This window comes from Bordetella genomosp. 5 (genome assembly GCF_002261475.1).
In the GTDB taxonomy this organism is placed as follows: Bacteria; Pseudomonadota; Gammaproteobacteria; order Burkholderiales; family Burkholderiaceae_B; genus Bordetella.
The window spans coordinates 359086-373346 of record NZ_NEVN01000004.1 but is presented as its reverse complement, the minus strand read 5'-3'; the positions used below and the strand labels follow the sequence as shown (position 1 = coordinate 373346).

Sequence of the window (14261 nt, the reverse complement as noted above, 5' to 3'; positions counted from 1 at the left end):
GGCGGCCTGCGGTTCACACGACAGCCATTTCACCCCACCTTGCGTTCCTGCCCCTCCCAGTAGGCGTCGCGCAACGGCTTGCGCGCGAGCTTGCCGTTCGCGTTCTTGGGCAGCTCTGCCACGATGTCGATACTGCGCGGCTTCTTGAAATCCGCCAGATGCGCGCGGCAGTGCGCCATCAGCTCGGCCTCGCCGGTTCGTGCACCGGGCTTGAGCACGAGCACCGCCTTGATCGCCTCGCCCCACTTATCATCCGGGATGCCGAACACGCAGGCCTCGTACACATCGGGATGCTGATACAGCGCCTGCTCCACTTCGGTGGGATACACGTTGAACCCGCCGGTGATGATCATGTCTTTCTTGCGATCCACGATGTAGACGAATCCTTCATCGTCCATTCGGGCGAGGTCGCCCGTGTGCAGCCAGCCGTCGCGCAGCGCCTGGGCAGACAGTTCCGGCTCGCCCCAATACCCCGCGAACACGTCCGGGCCGCGCACGGTGATTTCGCCCACCTCGCCCTGTGCCACCGGCCTGCCCGCCTCGTCCGCCAGCACAAGCTCCCCCTCGCCAAAAAGGCGGCCGCAAGACGACAGCCGCTCCGGGCATGACGCGAGCGCATGCGCATGGTCGAGCGTGCTCAACAGCGCCAGGCCGCCGGTGGTTTCACCGGTGCCGTAGCCCTGGCTGAGCTTCGGCCCCAGCGCGTCCCAGGCCTCGCGGATGCGCGCCGGCGCCATGGGCGCGCCGCCATAGGAAATCTGCCGCAACGCGCTCAGATCGTGCCGGTGCAGACTGGGTTCGGCGATCAGCATGTTGACCATGGTGGGCACCATGAAGCTGAAGGCAGCGCGATGCCGCGCCGCCGACGCCAGGAATGTCTCGGGATCGAATCGGTCGTGCAGCAGGATCGTGCCGCCCTGGAATAGAAACGGCTGCATGAACATGCCACTCGCATGTGTGATCGGTCCCGCAAGCGCCAGCACCTCGCCGGGGTTGGCCCGCATGCGACCCATCACCACCTTGCGCAGCGATGCCATACGGTTGCCCACAGTCTGCATGGCCGCCTTGAGCTTGCCGGTGGAGCCGGACGTAAAGTGCAGTACCGCCAGATCATCGGCCGCCATGTCGACATCCGGGTTGCGATCGGCACCGGCTTCGATGAACGATTCGTACGACGTCCATCCGTGCATCGACGCGCCCCCAGTCACGATCATGTGCCGGACCGCCGTCAACTCGCCCGCGATCTCGGCCACGCCATCCCCGTGTGCAGGGTCGACGATGAATACGCCAGCCTGCGCATTGTTCACTGTCTCGACGACCTCGCGCAGAGAGAGCCGTGCGTTCAGCGCCACTTTCACCAATCCGGCCTTGTACAGCGCGCACTCGAGCTCGATGATTTCCGCGCAGTTCCAGGCCTGAATGGCCACGCGGTCCCCCTTGACCAGACCCAGGCCCAACAGGGCGTTGGCCAGGCGATTGGAGCGGGTTTCCAACTGGCCGAAACTCACCGTCCGATCACCGTGGATGATGGCGGGACGGTCGCGCCAGTACGCCGCGTTGCGGGTGGTATATCGTCCTTGATTCATGGAAAGCCTCCGTCGATGTGTAGCGGCATCGTGAGGCAAGCGGTCGGGCCATGGCATAACGCCGCATGCGTTTCCGATACCGCAGCGTTATCGGCCGACTCGATGCCCGCTGATTATCGAAATCAGCCATTGCGGCATCGCGAGGCGGAATCGGGCGCGTCAAATAGGTGGCAACAGGCGACTACGACAGCCTGGCGTGACATTCCAAATCAGGAGACAACTGTGTACCTACCCGACTCCCGTCCGAGGCCCCTGCTGCGCGCGATCCTCGTCATGTTCGCCGCGGCGCTGACCCTCTTGCAGCCCGCGCTGGCGCGTGCGGCGGACTACCCCAGCCGGCCCATCCGGCTGATCGTTCCATTCACCGCCGGCGGCCAGTTCGACTACATCGCCCGGCTGGTCGCCGAGCCGCTCGGCCGCGAGCTCGGTCAAAACATCATCGTGGAAAACGTGGGTGGAGGCGGGGGCACCATCGGCGGCGCCAAGGCCGCCAGCGCGGCGCCCGACGGCTACACGCTACTGGAATACGGCGGCAACTTCGCGATCGCCAAGCACTTGAGCCCCAAGTTGCCGTTCGACCCGATTACCGACCTCGTCCCCGTCGGCGGCATCAGCGTGTCGCCGCACGTGATCCTGGTCAACAGCAGCCTGCCGATTCACAACCTGGCCGAACTCGCCGCGTATGCCAAGGCGAACCCGGGCAAGCTCAGCTACGGCAGTCCCGGCGTCGGCTCGTCGATGCATCTCACCTTCGAAGCGGTGAAGCAGCACTTCGGCATCGACGCCGTGCATGTGCCGTACCGGGGCGGCAGCAACATGCTCAATGACCTGGTGGGCGGGCAGGTCGGCGTGGGCATCATCGCGGTTGCGCCTGCCCTGCCCTTCATCCAGGGCGACAAGGTGCGGCCTATCGCGGTGACGAGCGCGCAGCGGGCCATTTCCCTGCCCAAGGTGCCCACGGTCGCGGAGGCGGGCTATGCAGGCTTCGAGAGCGGCAGTTGGGGCGGCATCGCCGTTCCCAAGGGAACGCCCCAGGCCATCATCGATCGACTCAATCTTGCGCTGAACAATGCGGTGGCTCAGGAGGCCATCAAGGAGGCCCTGCAATCTCAGTCGTTCACGCCCATCGCGGGCACGCCGGACGACTTTCGCAAAATGATCGCCGACGAGTCGAACCGATACGGCCCGTTGATCCAGAAGCTGGGGCTGCAGGCAAACTGAGCGGCCGCGTCAGCGCGCGGCGCGCTTTGCCGCGCGCTCGCGCAGAATTTCGATGAACCGTTGCGCCAGCGGCGACAGATAACCGCCGCGTCGCGTCATGATGCCGATCTCGCGATGCCAGGTCACATCCTCCAGCGGTACCGCCGAGAGTCCCTTGCCTGCCTCGGAGCGCAGCGTAATCTCGCTGATCACGGTCAGCAGATCCGTGCCGTGCAGCACACTCACCAGGCTCGATACCGACGAATTCGACTCGATCACGATCTCGGGAGGCGCGGCTCCCCGCTGCTCGAAACGCGTTTCGAGCCAGCGCCGCGAAGCCACCTGCAGGCCAGGCAACATCCAGCCAAACCCGATCAGATGATCGAAACGAATCTTTGCTCGGTCGAACAGCGGATGCCCCGCCCGCGCGGCAACGAACAGGCTGTCGCGAAACAGGGGAATTCGATCGAACTCCGCGGGCGCCGCGGAATCGTGTAGCGAGCTGATCGAGAAGTCGAGCTGCCCCTGCCGCAGCGCGGGGATCAGCGCGTCGTTGAGCGAGACCGTCACATTGATCTTGGCCGCTGGCCGTTGTGCCATCAGATCCACGCAGGCGCCATTAAAGACGGGGTCGACCAGCAAGGGCGTCACGCCCACCCTGACGAGCCCGATGCTGCCGCGATGCAGATCGCCCGCCTCCCGCAGCGCGTCGTCCAGATCGCGGCGCGCCTGCAGGCTGCGCTGATAGAACACCTTGCCCGGCATGGTGAGCTCCATCCCCTTGGGCGTGCGCACGAACAGCTGCAGTTGCAGCGCCTCTTCCAGGCGACGTATGCCCTTGGTCAGCGCGGGCTGACTGATACCCATGCCATCGGCGGCGCGTCCCACATGGCCCGCCCGCGCGACCGCCAGAAAGTAGTCCAGATCCTCGAGCCGCATGATTCCGCCTGGTTATCAAGAAACAGAAGACGATAATTGCGAACGCTAGGAACGCTGTCAAGCTGGCACTATCCCAAGGAGACATGATGATCCAGCCTGCCCCGCCCCTTGCCGCGCTACGTGAGCGCCTGCATCACTACCTGCACGACGAGCTGATCCCCCTCGAACGCTCGCTCGGGCTTGGCTATGAGGATAAATTCTCCCGCGAACTGGTCAGGTCCGTTTGGCGGCGCTCCCGCGAACTGGGTCTGTATGGCCTGCAGTTGCCCCGCGATCTGGGCGGTCAGGACCTGCCCTACCGCGATCTGTGCGTGCTGAAAGACGATGTCGCGGCGTCCGGCGCCATCCTGTTTCCCCATGTGCTGGGCGACTGGGGCGGGCCGTCGCGGATCGGCAATCTCGTCGCCCACGCCACGCCCTACCAGCTCGAGCGATACATCATGCCGGTGATCCGCGCCGAACGTGGTGCGTGCTTTGCCATGACGGAGCCGCAGTCCGGATCGGACGCCACCAATCTGCACACGCTGGCTGTGGAAGACGGCGACGACTACATCGTCACGGGCGTCAAACACTACATCTCCGCATCGACCTTCGCTGATTTCGCCGTCACCCTGTGCGTGACAGACCCGGACAAAGGCGTCGATGGCATCTCGGCCCTGCTGATCGATCTCGACGCACCCGGCGTGCGGCTAACCTTCGACTGCGTCCCGATGACCGGCCAGTATGTCGATGCCGACATTGTGCTCGACAAGGTGCGGGTGCCCAGGAAGAACCTGATCGGCACGGCCGGTGGGGGCTTTCGCATCGCCATGAACCGCATCAGTGTGAATCGGCTGCTCCACTGCCCCACGATGATCGGCCTGGCGCGCCAGGCATTTCGCATGGCCCTGGACTACGCCAAGACACGCCAGCAGTTCGGCGGGCCCATCAGTCGGTTCCAGGCCATCCAGCACATGCTGGCCGACATGGCGACGGCGCTGTATGCCTGCGAGCAGATGGTCCTGGCAGCGGCCGAGCGCGCGGACGCGGGCGAGGACGTCAGGGAGCTCGCCGCCATGTGCAAACTGTTCGTCTCGGAGCGCTGCTTCGAGATCGCAGACAAGGCCATGCAGATCCACGGCAACGTCGGCGTCACCAAGAACCACCCCGTCGAGTTCATCTTCCGGCGGCTGCGGCTCTACCGCATCGTCACCGGTACCAGCGAGATCCAGCGCAACACCATCGCGAAAGGACTGCTGGCTTGATCGGCCTGCCGGAGATCGAGTCCCACACGACTCAGAATGGACAACGCCCGCCGGACCTCTCGATCCGGCGGGCGTTCATGCCGACCTGCTGCCTTACTGCTGCAGCGGCCGCTTGGCGGTCTCGCGCGCCGCGAGCAGCGACACGGCGGTCAGCGCCAGCGCGAACACGACGTACAGCGACACGGCCAGGGTCGATCCCCACGACTTGAACAGGCTCGCGATGATCAGCGGAGCAAAGCCGCCGCCGACGATACCGGCGAGCGTGTAAGCCAGCGACGAACCGGCATAGCGCACGCGTCCCGGGAACTGCTCGGTCACGAACGCGGCTTGCGGGCCGTACATCATGGCGTGGATCAGCAGCCCGCCGACCACGGCGATGCAGATCAGAAACGGGCTGGCCTGGTCCATCAGGAAGAAGAACACGAACGCCCAGGCCATGCCCAGCACGGCACCGGCCAGGTACACCGGACGACGGCCGATCTTGTCGGACAGCGCACCGAAGAGCGGCACGGTCACGGCATTGACGCCCGCGCCGATCATCGTGGCCGTCAGGGCCAGCGGACGCGACAGGTTCAGCACCGTCGTCACGTAGGTCAGCGTGAACACCACGACCAGTGCGTACAGCACGTCGCTGCCGATGCGCGAGCCACCCGCGATCAGCAGCTGGCGCCAGTACGTGACCAGCACCTCCTTGATCGGCGTCTTGGCGGTCTCGCGCTTCTCTTCCATCTCGCGGAACACCGGCGTTTCTTCCACGCCGCGGCGCAGCCACAGGCCGAACAGCACCAGCGCCACGCTCGAGATGAACGGAATGCGCCAGCCCCAGGCCTGGAACTCTTCCGGCGACAGCAGGGCCGAGATCACGGCGATGAAACCGGTGCCGATCAGCGTGCCGCACGACGGACCCACCTGGGTGAACGAGGCGTTGCGGCCACGTTGATTCGGCTTGCCATGCTCCATCGACAGCAGCACCGCGCCGGCCCATTCACCACCCAGCGCGACGCCCTGCACGAAACGCAGCGCCACCAGCGCCACCGGCGCCCACAGGCCCCAGGTGGCGTAAGTGGGCAGCAGGCCCATCAGGCCGGTCGACACGCCCATGATGACGAGCGTGGCCACCAGCACGAACTTGCGGCCAAGACGGTCGCCCAGGTGACCGAACACGAAACCGCCCAGCGGCCGCGAGATATAGCCCACCGCGTAGGTCGAGAAGGCCAGGATGGTTCCCGTGAGCGGATCGAACGACGGGAAGAAGATCGCGTTGAAGACCAGCGCGGCCATCAGGTTGTAGACGGTGAAGTCATACCATTCGAGCGTGGTGCCCACCGAGCTGGCCAGCGCCAGTCGACGCATCTTGTGCTTGTCGCCTTCGGCGTGTTCAGCCGGTGCGTTCAGTGTGTGTTCTGCCATGGCAGTGTCCCTTGCATGTTGCGCGCGCGCTCACAGATGGCGCGGTCGAGAGTTCTTCGGTGCTCAGCCCAGGTCGGCGGTCGTGAGTTTCCAGCCGAGTTCGAGCAGCCAACCCTGTGCGGCCGGCACCCCGAGGGCCTTGGCGGCCTGCTCGCGCAACGCACGCGCGGCCACGGCCGTGCTGGCCTCCACCACGAAGATCGGCAGCAGCTGACGGTTCTCGGTCGACTCGCGCGGCAGCGGCGAGCTCAGCGTGTTGTCGGGCGTCAGCAGGTACGAGTGCACGAAGCCATCCTGCCCGGCGAGCGTTTCGCCCAGGCGCGCGGCGGACTCGGCCTGCACCGCGCCATCCAGCGGCAGCACCACGATGTGTGCGCCGCTGCCAAAGCCCACGGCGCCCTCGACGGCGCACACGCGGCGCATCGGATTGCGCATGCGATCCAGGTTGGTCACCGACCAGGGCGTCTGCTGGCCAAAGGCCGCGCGATAGGCGTCGGTGGTAAACGCGCCGAGCGATTCGGTGCGGTACAGGCCCAGATACTTGCGGCCGCCCTCCACGCTCGAGTAACGCGCACCGGACACGAAGCCGGGAATACGCACCCGCTCTTCGACGTGTTCACGGTCGTACCAGCGGTTGAAATCGAGTTCCTCGGCGGCGTCCACGTCGGTGGCGACGAAGAGCATGCCGTTCGGGGGAGAGAGTTCGGACTTGGAATTCATGGCAGGTAACGCCTTCCTTGATGACGGAAGCCGTTATCTTCCCGCCGGGGCCCCGACCCGGACAAACGAGTTATTTTGTTGAGCGCGCAATAAAATTTATACGCGCGAACTCAGGGTAAGCCCTATTGCGTGCTACCCAAACGCGGGGCCTTCACCGAGGTGGTGAACTGATCCGAGGCCAGGCAGGCCAGCTCGGCGACAAGGCGGATGGCATCGGAGGCCGCGCCCTCGAGGTAGCTCACCACCAGCCGCTGCGGCGGCACCGGCAGATCGGTGCGCAGGATCTGCACTTCGCCGCGGCCCACATACTCATAGATCGGCGGCAGCGGCACCAGCGCCCGGCCGAAATGGCTGCGCACCAGTTTGGCGAGCGCCGCGATCGAGCTCACGCAATGCACCTTGCCCAACGGGATGCCGGCGTCGCGATACAAGGCCTTCAGTGCTTCGTGCGGCTGCGATCCCGGGCTCATGGTCAGCACCGGCTCGCGCAGCAGGTCTTCGACACGAACGCTCTCGTCGCTGCCCGCCGGACCGACCCACCCCATCTCCATGGGCAGGCACGGCACATTCACGATGCCCGCCTCGGTGACCGCATCGGTCTGCAGCGCGATATCCAGCGAGCCCTCGCGCAGGCCGCGATGCAGCGCGCGGGTGGTCTCCGAAGTCAGCTGCACCTCGATGCCCGGATAGGTGGAGCGCAGGTTCGTGAGAAAACCGATGAGCCAGGTATGCACCACCGTCTCGATCACGCCGATACGCACCAGGCCCGAAACCTCGTCGGCGCTGCGGCCCAGCGACAGGATCTGCTGGCGCAACTCGAGCAGCCGCTCGCCGTAGTCGAGCAGGCGCGTGCCCACCGCGGTCAGGCGCAGCTCCTTGGCGTCCCGGTCGAACAGCCGTGCGCCGATGTCTTCTTCCAGCGAGGCGATGCGGTTGGCCACCGCGGCCTGCGTGATGTGCAGGCGATCACTGGCCGCGCGGAAACTGCCCAGCCGCGCGGACCACAAAAAAGCTTCGACGAAACGCGTATTCATGACGACAATCCAGGCCCCGCTGGCCGGTCAGCCCGCAAGGGTTCAGGCGCGGCGCGCGCGCTCGTGCGGATCGTCGATCTCGCGCTGGAGCTCGGCGATCAACCATTCGAACCATTGATGTTCGGCACGCGCATAGACCGCGGCCGCGGGCGTCTTGCCCTGGCGCCAGCCGGTCTGGTGCACGTCGAGCCAGAGCGCCAGGCTCTTTTGCGGCGCGAGCAGCCCCGAGAGCCAGGTCCAGAGATACTTGGCCAGCGACCGTTTGTAGCCCTTGGCGCACTGATACAACGTGGGCTCGAGCGGCAACTCGCCCGCGCGCGCCAGACGCTGCTGCACCCGGCGCAGGATCTCAACAGCGGCCTGCAGATCTTCGGTGCTGAGCTTCTTCATGACAACATCTCCTGGAGGTCAAGGGCCGGCATGCGGCGGCAATACGCAGGATTATCGCCGTCCGCGCGCGGGGACGGAAGCCCCATGCACATCGGTCAGTGCGCGTCGCGCCCGGCCAGCCAGGCGTCCAGCCGGGGCAGCACGCGGCGCGCGGCCGCGGTCGTGCCCGCCTCGATCTCGGCCACATCGGCGCCACGCAGTTCGGCCAGCACCGCGCCGATGCGCGGCAGATGCGCGGGCGTGTTGCGGCGATCCGGCTCGTGCAGCCAGGCGGGCGGGATATCGGGCGAATCGGTTTCGAGCACGAGATGCTCGAGCGGGATGTCCGTCGCGTGCCGGCGGATCTGCAGCGCGCGCTCGAACGTCATCGCGCCACCCATGCCCAACGCGAAGCCGTGTTCGACAAAGGCCTGCGCCTGCTGGGCGCTGCCATTGAAGGCATGGGCGATGCCGCCCACCAGATCACGCTGGCGGCGCAGATACTTGAGCAGAATGTCCTGCGAGCGGCGCACATGCAGCAGCACTGGCAGGCCGTACTCGGCGGCCAGCGCGAGCTGGGCGGCGTAGAAGCGCTCCTGGCGTTCGCGCGGCGCGCCGCTGGCGATGTCCTTGACGAAGAAGTCCAGGCCGATCTCGCCGATCGCGACAAAGCGCGGATCGGGCAAGGCCGCCTCGATGGCGCGCCGGAGCACGTCCAGGTCGGCGTCGTGGGCCCGGGCCACATACAGCGGATGGATACCGAGTGCGTAGGTCCCGCCTTCGAACTGGCCGGCCAGCGTGGCCACTGTCTCGAAGTTGGCCGCCTCGATGGCCGGAATCACGATCGCGCCCACCCCCGCATCCTGCGCGGCGTGCGCGACGTCCAGCCGGTCCGGATCGAACTCGGCGGCGTCGAGATGGCAATGGGTATCGATGAACACGCGCGGCTCCGCTGGCAGGACGCCTGCCCGGTTCAACCGGCCAGCAGGCGCCCGTTTTCCATGTGCAGCTGGCGATCGGCACGCGCCGCCAGCTCCGGGTCATGGGTCACGATAGCAAAGGCCGTACCCGATTCCTGGTTGACGCGGGTGAGCAGCTCGAACATGGCCTGCGCGGTGTGGCGATCGAGGTTGCCGGTGGGCTCGTCGGCCAGCACGCAGGCCGGCCGCGTCACGAGCGCGCGCGCCAGGGCCACGCGCTGCCGCTCGCCGCCCGACAACTGCCCGGGGAAATGCCCCTCGCGCGCCGCCAGACCGACCAGCTTGATGACCTCGCGCGCCTCTTTGCGCGCCGTCTCGCGATCGACCCGGCGCACGATCAGCGGCATCGCGACGTTATCCAGCGCCGAGAACTCCGGCAGCAGATGGTGGAACTGATAGACAAAGCCGAGGCTGCGGTTGCGCAGCGCGCTCTTGCGCGCCTCCGACAGACCATGGGAATCCACGCCGTCGACATGCACCGTACCTTCGGACGGCACGTCGAGCAGGCCCAGGATGTGCAGCAGCGTGCTCTTGCCGGAGCCGGAGGCGCCGACGATGGCCACCATCTCGCCACGCTCGACGGCGAGCGACACATCGTCGAGCACCAGGATGCGCTCGGGGCCTTCGTCGTAGACCTTGGTCAGGTGCTCGGCCAGCAGCGCCGGCGGCGGCGTCAGTTCGCGGGAAGTATCAGTCATGGCGCAGCACCTGTGCCGGTTGCAGGCGCGACGCGCGCCAGCTGGGGTAAAGGGTGGCCAGCAGCGACAGCACCAGCGAGGTCACGCCGATGATGGCGATGTCGTTGACTTGCGGATCTGAGGGCAGCGCGCTGATGAAATAGATCTCGCGCGGCAGGAAATGCACGCCGAACAGGCCTTCGATGAAAGGCACGATCACGTCGACGTTGTACGCGATCAGCATGCCGCCGGCCACGCCCGCGATGGTGCCCACCACGCCGATCAGGGCGCCCTGCACGAGGAATATCCGCGCGACTTCTCCCGGGCCGGCGCCCAGGGTGCGCAGGATCGCGATGTCGGACTGCTTGTCTTTGACGGCCATGACGAGCGACGACAGCAGGTTGAACGCCGCCACCGCCACGATCAGCGCGAGGATCAGGAACATCATGCGCTTTTCGGTTTGCACGGCCGCGAACCAGGTGCGGTTGTTGCGCGACCAATCCGATGCCATCACGTAGGGCGGCAGCACCTTGGCCAGCTCGGTGGCCACCTGCGGTGCGCGCTGCATGTCGGCGATGCGCAGACGCACGCCGGCGGTGCCGCTGTCGCGGAACACGCGGGCGGCGTCGTCGTCGTCCACGAACACGAGCGACGAGTCGTACTCATAATGGCCGGACGAGAAAATGCCCACCACCGTGAACTGGCGCATGCGCGGCGCGAAGCCGGCGGGGCTGATGGACCCCTGCGGCGCGAGCATCATCACGGTGTCGCCCACCTTCACGCCCATGTCGGTGGCGAGGTCGCTGCCGAGCACGGCGCCGAAGCCGCCCGGCTTCAGGTCGGTGATTTTGCCGGTCACCATCTGCTTGGGCAGATCGGAGACGTTGCCCTCGCGCTCGGGATCGATACCCCGCACCTGCACGCCGCGCAGCGCCTGGCCGCGCACGAGCATGCCCTGGGCGGCGACGAAGGGCGCCTCGCCCCGGACCTCGGGATTCTGTTTGGCCGCGGAGCCGAACTGGTCCCATTGCGCCAGCACCCGGTCGGGCAAGGCCCCCGGGACGTAGAGTTCGATGTGGGGCAGCACCGAGAGCATGCGGTCGCGCACTTCCTTCTGGAAGCCGTTCATCACCGACAGGACCACGATCAGGGCGGCAACGCCCAGCCCGATCCCGGCCATCGACGTGGCGGCAATAAAGGAAATGAAGCGGTCACGGCGACCGCTGCGCCGACCGAGGCGCGCCATGCCCGCGTAGCGGGCGCCAATCCAGAGTTCGTAAGGTATTTTCAGCACAGCGCATTATGGCATTAACGGCAGTCGCCCGGCGTGCCGCCCCGGCACCCGTCGCTACCTGTTCCATCAGAGCGCGGCGGGGCCGATTTGTTCCGCCCGGCGCCCGGTCCGGCGGCGGCACTACAATGCCGCCATGCTGATCGTGATCCCGGGCGCCCTGCCCGACCTCTCCGTGGCCGGCGAACTCGCCCGGCACCTGCCGCAACGCGCGCCGGTACTGCATGCCTGGTTGCAGGCCGGCCGTGCCGAGTCCGAATCGTTCGATGTGCGCGCCCAGGGCTGCACGCCGTTCGAGGCGTGGCAGCTCGGCCAGGCCGGGTTCGCGCCCGGCCCGGATCAGGCGCTCGGCGCCGGCCTCGGGCCGCTGCGCGCCCCCGAGGCCAGGCCCGGCGAGCCCGTCTGGCTTGCCGAGCTGGTCCACCTTGCGCTCGGCACCGACCAGGCCACGCTGATGCCGCCCGATCAACTCGATCTGCGGGCGGACGAAGACGCCGCGCTCTACGCGCTGGCCGCGCCCCTGTTCGGCGAACAGGGCTTTGGCGTGGAGCGTCTCGCCCCCGGCCGATGGCGCGTGCGGCTGCCCGACGGCCTCGCGCCGCGGAGCGCCAGTCCCGCGGCCGTGGCCGGCCAGCGGCTCGACGCCTGGTGGCAGCACGACGCCGCCACGCGGCCGTGGCGGCGTCTGCTCAACGATATTCAGATGGCCTGGCACGAGCAGCCCGTCAATGAGGCTCGCGCCGCGCGCGGCGTCGCCCCCATCAATGGTCTCTGGCTTTATGGCGGCGCCCTGCCCTGGACGCTCACGCCCGGCGAACCGGCCCAGGTCCTGTCCGAGCTCGAGCGCTCGCATCGCGAAGGCGACTGGGGCCGCTGGCTCGAGGCGCTGGCCCGCCTGGATGCCGAGCATCTCGCGCCGCTGGCCGACGCGCGTCACGCGCCGCGCCAGCCGCTGACCTTGCTGCTGCTGGGCGCCGACCGCCGCGCCCGCCTCACCCTCAAACCGCGCTCGGGCCTGGCCAAATGGCTGCCCGCGCCCAAGCACAAATGGAACGCCTGGTGGTCACACCCCGTCTAACCGTCCGCTCCGCCGCCTTCGACGCCTGCCAAACGCTCGAAGCCGCCGGCATCCATCCTTTGCTGGCGCGCCTGTGGGCCGCCCGCGGCGTCACGCACCCGGACCAGACCCGTCTCAATTGGCCCGCGCTGCTGCCGCCGGCCCACCTCACGCACTCCGCTCACGCGGCGTCCGTGCTGGCCGACGCGATCCAGGCCAACAAGCGCCTGTTGATCGTGGCCGACTACGACTGCGACGGGGCCACGGCCTGCGCGGTCGGCCTGCGCGCGCTGTCGGCCATGGGCGCCGATGTCGATTTCCTGGTGCCCAATCGCTTCGAGACCGGCTATGGCCTCTCGCCCGCCGTCATCGAACTCGCCTGCCGTCATCGCAACGGCAAGCCCGACATCATCATCACGGTGGACAACGGCATCGCCAGCGTCGAGGGCGTGGACGCGGCGAATGCCGCCGGCATCGGCGTGGTCGTGACCGACCATCACCTGCCGGGCGACACGCTGCCGGCGGCGCTGGCCATCGTCAATCCCAATCAGCCGGGCTGCGGCTTCCCGTCGAAGAACCTCGCCGGTGTGGGCGTGATCTTCTACATGATGCTGGCGCTGCGCGCCGAGCTGCGCCGCCGTGGGGTATACGCCGCCGACGGCGGGCCCCGCCTCGATGCGCTGGCCGATCTGGTGGCGCTCGGCACGGTCGCCGACGTGGTGCGGCTGGACGCCAATAACCGCCTGCTCGTCACGCAGGGCCTCGCGCGCATGCGCTCGGGCCGCATGCAGCCGGGTCTGCGGGCGCTGTTTGCCGTGGCCGGCCGCGAGCCGCGCAATGCCAACAGCTTCGACCTGGGCTTCGCACTCGGCCCGCGCATCAACGCCGCCGGCCGCTTGGCCGACATGAGCCTGGGCATCGCCTGCCTCACCACCGACGATGAGGCCCAGGCGCTCAACATGGCGCGCGAGCTCGACAACATCAACCGCGAGCGCCGCACGATCGAGGCCGAGATGCGCGAGCAGGCCATGGCGGCGATGGAAGCGCCCCAGGCCACGGCCGGCGCCACCGTCTGCGTCTACGATCCGGGCTGGCACCAGGGCGTGGTGGGACTGGTGGCCTCGCGCCTGAAAGAAAAATTCTGGCGGCCCACGCTGGCCTTCGCGCCCGCCGGCGACGACGAAATCCGCGGCTCGGGCCGCTCGATTCCGGACGTGCACCTGCGCGACGTGCTCGACCTCGTGTCCAAGCGCCACCCCGGGCTCATCCGCAAGTTCGGCGGCCACGCCATGGCGGCCGGCCTCACGCTCGGACGCGACGGTTTCGCGCAGTTCGCGCCGGCCTTCGAGGCCGCCGTGCGCGAACTCACCGGACGCGACCAGTTCGAGCCCCTCATCGAAACCGACGGGTCGCTCGAGACGGGCTATGCCAATGCCGAAGTCGCGGGCCTGCTGCAGCAACAGGTCTGGGGCGCGGGTTTCGCGGCCCCGCTGTTCCTCGACGAATTCACCGTGCGCAGCCAGCGGCTGGTCGGCGAAAAGCACCTCAAGCTCTCACTCGAGCGCGGTGCGCAGCGCTTCGACGCCATCTGGTTCGGCCACGACCAGTCCCTGCCCGCCCAGATCCAGGCGGCCTACCGCCTGGAGCAGAACGTCTGGAACGGCATGGTCTCCGTGCAGCTGGTGATCGAACACGCCGGCTGACGCCGGCCAGCGGGACAGTCCGGCCGGCGCCGGCGCGGCACCGGCCGCCGC

13 protein-coding genes are annotated in these 14261 nt (G+C 67.6%); 4 read left to right on the top strand and 9 right to left on the bottom strand.

Going from position 1 to position 14261, the window contains the following annotated elements; genetic code table 11:
- Positions 1 to 29: 29 nt before the first annotated feature.
- Positions 30 to 1586 (bottom strand): AMP-binding protein, encoded by a 1557-nt coding sequence (locus CEK29_RS08175; protein ID WP_094857780.1) that lies wholly within the window; start codon positions 1584 to 1586, stop codon positions 30 to 32.
- A 273-nt stretch (positions 1587 to 1859) separates the two neighbouring features.
- Here CEK29_RS08175 and CEK29_RS08170 point away from each other — a divergent pair, with 273 nt between their 5' ends.
- Positions 1860 to 2807: a Bug family tripartite tricarboxylate transporter substrate binding protein gene (locus CEK29_RS08170; RefSeq protein ID WP_176456854.1), complete on the top strand. Its 948-nt coding sequence runs from the start codon at positions 1860 to 1862 to the stop codon at positions 2805 to 2807.
- A gap of 9 nt (positions 2808 to 2816) precedes the next feature.
- Here CEK29_RS08170 and CEK29_RS08165 read toward each other — a convergent pair whose 3' ends face one another.
- The gene (locus CEK29_RS08165; protein WP_094799080.1) at positions 2817 to 3725 is read right to left on the bottom strand and encodes a LysR family transcriptional regulator; all 909 of its coding nucleotides are present in this window, start codon (positions 3723 to 3725) and stop codon (positions 2817 to 2819) included.
- A gap of 83 nt (positions 3726 to 3808) precedes the next feature.
- On the opposite strand from CEK29_RS08165, the gene CEK29_RS08160 reads away from it, so the two are divergent.
- Positions 3809 to 4969 (top strand): acyl-CoA dehydrogenase family protein, encoded by a 1161-nt coding sequence (locus tag CEK29_RS08160; protein ID WP_094857778.1) that lies wholly within the window; start codon positions 3809 to 3811, stop codon positions 4967 to 4969.
- 93 nt (positions 4970 to 5062) lie between these two features.
- Here the strand turns inward: CEK29_RS08160 and CEK29_RS08155 are convergent, their stop codons facing one another.
- The 7 genes from CEK29_RS08155 to CEK29_RS08125 all read right to left on the bottom strand — a co-directional run bounded on the left by CEK29_RS08155 (position 5063) and on the right by CEK29_RS08125 (position 11405).
- Positions 5063 to 6379: an MFS transporter gene (locus CEK29_RS08155; protein ID WP_094799078.1), complete on the bottom strand. Its 1317-nt coding sequence runs from the start codon at positions 6377 to 6379 to the stop codon at positions 5063 to 5065.
- A 63-nt stretch (positions 6380 to 6442) separates the two neighbouring features.
- Positions 6443 to 7099, bottom strand: a complete 657-nt coding sequence (locus CEK29_RS08150) for a DUF4286 family protein (protein WP_094857777.1) — start codon at positions 7097 to 7099, stop codon at positions 6443 to 6445.
- Between the two features lie 122 nt (positions 7100 to 7221).
- Positions 7222 to 8133, bottom strand: a complete 912-nt coding sequence (locus CEK29_RS08145) for a LysR family transcriptional regulator (protein ID WP_094799076.1) — start codon at positions 8131 to 8133, stop codon at positions 7222 to 7224.
- A 42-nt stretch (positions 8134 to 8175) separates the two neighbouring features.
- Positions 8176 to 8523, bottom strand: coding sequence for a hypothetical protein (locus CEK29_RS08140; RefSeq protein ID WP_094799075.1), 348 nt, complete (start codon positions 8521 to 8523; stop codon positions 8176 to 8178).
- 95 nt (positions 8524 to 8618) lie between these two features.
- Positions 8619 to 9443 (bottom strand): TatD family hydrolase, encoded by an 825-nt coding sequence (locus CEK29_RS08135; RefSeq protein WP_094857776.1) that lies wholly within the window; start codon positions 9441 to 9443, stop codon positions 8619 to 8621.
- A 32-nt stretch (positions 9444 to 9475) separates the two neighbouring features.
- A complete protein-coding gene (locus CEK29_RS08130) occupies positions 9476 to 10180 on the bottom strand; it encodes an ABC transporter ATP-binding protein (protein ID WP_094799073.1) in 705 nt (234 codons plus the stop codon).
- The gene (locus tag CEK29_RS08125) at positions 10173 to 11405 is read right to left on the bottom strand and encodes a lipoprotein-releasing ABC transporter permease subunit (protein ID WP_255176117.1); all 1233 of its coding nucleotides are present in this window, start codon (positions 11403 to 11405) and stop codon (positions 10173 to 10175) included. Before CEK29_RS08125 ends, CEK29_RS08130 begins: the two co-directional genes overlap by 8 nt.
- Before the next feature lie 181 nt (positions 11406 to 11586).
- On the opposite strand from CEK29_RS08125, the gene CEK29_RS08120 reads away from it, so the two are divergent.
- Both CEK29_RS08120 and recJ read left to right on the top strand, forming a co-directional pair.
- Positions 11587 to 12528, top strand: coding sequence for a hypothetical protein (locus CEK29_RS08120; RefSeq protein ID WP_094857774.1), 942 nt, complete (start codon positions 11587 to 11589; stop codon positions 12526 to 12528).
- Positions 12510 to 14210 (top strand): single-stranded-DNA-specific exonuclease RecJ, encoded by a 1701-nt coding sequence (gene recJ, locus CEK29_RS08115; RefSeq protein ID WP_094799070.1) that lies wholly within the window; start codon positions 12510 to 12512, stop codon positions 14208 to 14210. Before CEK29_RS08120 ends, recJ begins: the two co-directional genes overlap by 19 nt.
- Positions 14211 to 14261: the final 51 nt, after the last annotated feature.

Coding starts and splice junctions, on each gene's coding strand:
- CEK29_RS08175 (WP_094857780.1), bottom strand. CDS start 1,586: ATGAATCAAGGACGATATACCACCCGCAACGCGGCGTACTGGCGCGAC.
- CEK29_RS08170 (WP_176456854.1), top strand. CDS start 1,860: ATGTTCGCCGCGGCGCTGACCCTCTTGCAGCCCGCGCTGGCGCGTGCG.
- CEK29_RS08165 (WP_094799080.1), bottom strand. CDS start 3,725: ATGCGGCTCGAGGATCTGGACTACTTTCTGGCGGTCGCGCGGGCGGGC.
- CEK29_RS08160 (WP_094857778.1), top strand. CDS start 3,809: ATGATGATCCAGCCTGCCCCGCCCCTTGCCGCGCTACGTGAGCGCCTG.
- CEK29_RS08155 (WP_094799078.1), bottom strand. CDS start 6,379: ATGGCAGAACACACACTGAACGCACCGGCTGAACACGCCGAAGGCGAC.
- CEK29_RS08150 (WP_094857777.1), bottom strand. CDS start 7,099: ATGAATTCCAAGTCCGAACTCTCTCCCCCGAACGGCATGCTCTTCGTC.
- CEK29_RS08145 (WP_094799076.1), bottom strand. CDS start 8,133: ATGAATACGCGTTTCGTCGAAGCTTTTTTGTGGTCCGCGCGGCTGGGC.
- CEK29_RS08140 (WP_094799075.1), bottom strand. CDS start 8,523: ATGAAGAAGCTCAGCACCGAAGATCTGCAGGCCGCTGTTGAGATCCTG.
- CEK29_RS08130 (WP_094799073.1), bottom strand. CDS start 10,180: ATGACTGATACTTCCCGCGAACTGACGCCGCCGCCGGCGCTGCTGGCC.
- CEK29_RS08125 (WP_255176117.1), bottom strand. CDS start 11,405: ATGGCGCGCCTCGGTCGGCGCAGCGGTCGCCGTGACCGCTTCATTTCC.
- CEK29_RS08120 (WP_094857774.1), top strand. CDS start 11,587: ATGCTGATCGTGATCCCGGGCGCCCTGCCCGACCTCTCCGTGGCCGGC.